A 3,359-nucleotide genomic window follows, 5' to 3' on the forward strand; every position below is an offset into this window, starting at 1 on the left:
GTCGCGCCGCGATGGCGCGCGGCGAACACGGCGCCGGCCGCGCCCATCGCGGTGCGCCGCGCCGGATCGGCGAACAGCGCATCGAGCGTCGTCGCCAGATCTTCCGGATCCTGGACCTGGGCGGCCGCGCCGGCCGCCACCGCATCGGCCGTGGCCTGCGTGAAGTTGAACACGTGCGGGCCGATCAGCACCGGCACGCCCACCGCGCAGGCCTCGATCAGGTTCTGCCCGCCCAGCGGCAGCAGGCTGCCGCCGATGAAGGCCACGTCGGCCGCCGCGTAATAGGCGCCGAGCTCGCCCATCGAATCGCCCAGCAGCACCGTGGTGTCGGCCGCCAGCGCCGCGTGGGCCTGCCCCGCCGCCGCCGCGCCTGCCGCCCACAGCGCCGAGCGGCGTAGCACCGCCTGCCCCTCGCGCGCGGCCAGCGCGGCGACCTCGTCGAAACGCTGCGGATGACGCGGCACCAGGATCAGCAGTGCATGCGGCGTGTTCAGCGCCGCGAAGGCGCGCAGCACCAGCGCCTCCTCGCCCTCGCGCGTGCTGGCCGCTACCCACACCGGCCGCGAGCCGATCGCCTCGCGCCAGGCCCGGCCGCGCGCGGCCAGCTCCGGCGGCGTGCTCATGTCGAACTTCAGGTTGCCGAGCACGGCCAGGTTGCGCGCGCCGAGCGCGCCGAGCCGCTCGGCATCGGACGGGCTTTGCGCCAGCACCCGCGAGAAACCGCCGAACACCTCGCGCACCGCCGGGCCGAAACGCGAGGCGCGCCGGAACGAACGCGCCGACATGCGCGCATTGGTCAGCACCAGCGGCACCGAGGCGCGACGGCACTCGTCGATCAGCGTGGGCCAGACCTCGGTCTCCATCACCAGCCCGAGCGTCGGCCGCCAGGCGCGCAGGAAGCGGCGCACCAGGTGCGGCATGTCGTAGGGGAGATAGCAGCGCAGCACGCGCGCGCCGAACAACTGCTCGCCGGTGGCGCGGCCGCTCGGCGTCATGTGGGTGAGCAGCAGCTTCGCGTCGGGCCGCGCGGCCAGCAGCGCCTCGATCAACGGCTGCGCGGCGCGCGTCTCGCCGACCGAGACCGCATGCACCCAGATCAGCGGCGCCGCGTCGTCGGGCCCGCGTCGCGCGCGCATGGCCGGCGCGAGCTGGCCGAAGCGCTCGCCGATATGCTCGCGATAGCCGTGCTCCTTGCGCGAACGCCAGAACAGCCGCACTACCGCGGCGGGCGCGACGATCCACCAAAGCGCGCGATACACCGCTCTCAACATGACACCACCGTGGTTTGCTCCGTGCCTGCGCGCCGTGCTCAGACGAGCGCGCGCTGCTGCAGCCGCTCGAGGATGCCGAGCGGCGCGCGATCCGGCCGCGCCATCGCCTCGACCGGCAGGAAAAAGGTCTGTTCCATCATGAACTGGCCCGACATGACGGCATGGGAAGTCTGGTCCGAGAAGCAGATCCAGACGCTGCCGGGCGGGAACGGCATGGTCTGCTGCGGGCAGTCCCGCTGGTAGGCGAGGTCGGCCTTCATCGCGTCGTGCAAGTGCAGCATCAGGTGATCGTAGGCGCTGCGCCTGGACTTGGTGACGTGCAGCAGCTCCAGCAGCCAGGCCGCGCCCGGCAACTGCGGGCGAATCCCCGGCAGGAAGCGCCGGGCGACGTCCTCGAACGGCTCGCCGACGCGCCACACGCGTGGCACGCCCGCCGGGTTGACGTTGCTGAACACGCGCAGGATCCGCTCGCCGTAGTTCGGCCGCGAGGGAAAGGCATCGACGTGCAGGCGGCTGTCGTCCTTGCGCCAGGAGCTCTCGCGCGTCTCGACCTGGCGCAGCCGCAGGCTGGTGGGCGCCACGCGCATGCGGCCGCGATACTCGGGGAACAGGCCGTCGACCAGCGAGGCCGCCTGCTGCTGGTAGCGCGCCACCAGCGCGCGCACGGCCGACTGCGTGACCGCGTCGCCGAGCACGCCGGCCACCGCGCCGCCGTTCGGCGCGAGGCTGATGTTCTTGCGCTTGGGATCGGCCAGCGCCGGATCGAGCAGGGCCTCCTCGCCGCCCTCGATGGCGAAGCGCAGGTTCGGGAAATACAGCACCTTGCCGGTCTCGACGGCGGCGAGCAACTGCTCGCGCGGCATCGACAGTTGCTGCCCGTGCCAGTCGGCCGAGAGGACTTCGAGGATCTGGGATTCGCTCATGATCGCACCGTTACAGGAGGCCGAACGACGCGAGCGCGCCCTTCACCTGGGACAGCGAGGGCGGCGCGCCGGCCGTGCCGAGATTGACGACGTTCGGCGACCAGTAGCCGCCCGTGCGCCATGCGGTGGCGAAATTGTACAGTTCGACCGTCGGGCGCTTGAGCGCCGCCGCGATGTGCACGAGGCCGGTATCGACACCGACCGTGGCCGCCGCGCCGTCGACCAGCCCCACCACGGCCGGCAGCGACAGCCTGGGCGGCACGATCGCGGCCGCGCCGAACTCCCTGGCCAGCCGCTCGCTGGTGGCGCGTTCGGCCTCGCTGCCCCAGGGCAGCACCAGCGACGCGCCACGCCGCACCAGCGCCTGGCCGAGCTCGATCCAGGCGGCGTCGGGCCATTGCTTGTCGGCGCGCGACGTCGCGTGGACGAAGACCACGTACGGTACCGGAAGATTCAGGTCGGCAGCCGCCAGCGCGCGCGCCGCCTGATGCGTGTCAAGACCGAAATCGAGCGCGTCGTCGGGCGACGGCGCCGGGTCGCCCAGCGCCGCGGCCACCAGTTGGCGCGTGCGCTCGACCACGTGGGTGCGCGGCGCGATCGGCACGCGGCGGCGGTAGAAGAAGCGCACCGGCCACTCGTAGCCGGCGCCGTCGGTGCGGTTGGCCAGGCCGGTCAGCGGGCCGCGCGCCCAGCTCGCCACCCAGGCGCTCTTGATCAGCCCCTGGCAGTCGATCACCAGGTCGTAATGCTCGTCGGCGATCTGCCGGCGAAATGCGCGGATCTCGCGCCAGGTCCGCGCGCTGCCGAGCGACTTGCGCCAGCGCCGCAGCGAGAACGGCAGCACCTTGCGCACGCCGTGCACCAGCTTCACCAGCTCGACGAAGCCTTCCTCGACGAGCCAGTCGATCTGGGCATCCGGGTGGCGACGGTGGATATCGGCGATCACCGGCATGTTGTGCACGACGTCGCCGAGCGACGAGACGCGCACGATCAGAATTTTTTGCACGCTGAGAAAAACCGACGAAAGGCCGGTACGGACCAAAAGACGCGATTTTATCGCGTCGGCGGGCTTATCCCGTAAACGGGAGCGGCGGGAGGGGACATGCGGCGGCCGGGGCCGTCGAGCGCGGCGCCGGCGAACATGGCGGGCGCGCGGCCCGGGGCC

3 protein-coding genes are annotated in these 3,359 nt (G+C 72.2%); all 3 read right to left on the bottom strand.

Annotated features, from left to right (window positions below; all coding sequences use genetic code 11):
• Positions 1-1,271, bottom strand: a 1,271-nt coding sequence (gene waaA / locus F3J10_RS34935) for a lipid IV(A) 3-deoxy-D-manno-octulosonic acid transferase (protein WP_167243990.1), incomplete at its 3' end; no start/stop codon positions are given.
• A 38-nt stretch (positions 1,272-1,309) separates the two neighbouring features.
• Positions 1,310-2,194, bottom strand: coding sequence for a Kdo hydroxylase family protein (locus F3J10_RS34940; RefSeq protein WP_013696853.1), 885 nt, complete (start codon positions 2,192-2,194; stop codon positions 1,310-1,312).
• A 10-nt stretch (positions 2,195-2,204) separates the two neighbouring features.
• Positions 2,205-3,236, bottom strand: coding sequence for a lipopolysaccharide heptosyltransferase I (waaC, locus tag F3J10_RS34945; protein WP_161783284.1), 1,032 nt, complete (start codon positions 3,234-3,236; stop codon positions 2,205-2,207).
• Between the last annotated feature and the right edge of the window lie 123 nt (positions 3,237-3,359).

Source organism: Burkholderia sp. Cy-637, assembly GCF_011753175.1.
Classification (GTDB): Bacteria; Pseudomonadota; Gammaproteobacteria; order Burkholderiales; family Burkholderiaceae; genus Burkholderia; species Burkholderia gladioli.

Bases quoted from the DNA above. Each gene is read 5' to 3' on its own strand.
- F3J10_RS34940 (WP_013696853.1), bottom strand. From the start codon at position 2,194: ATGAGCGAATCCCAGATCCTCGAAGTCCTCTCGGCCGACTGGCACGGG.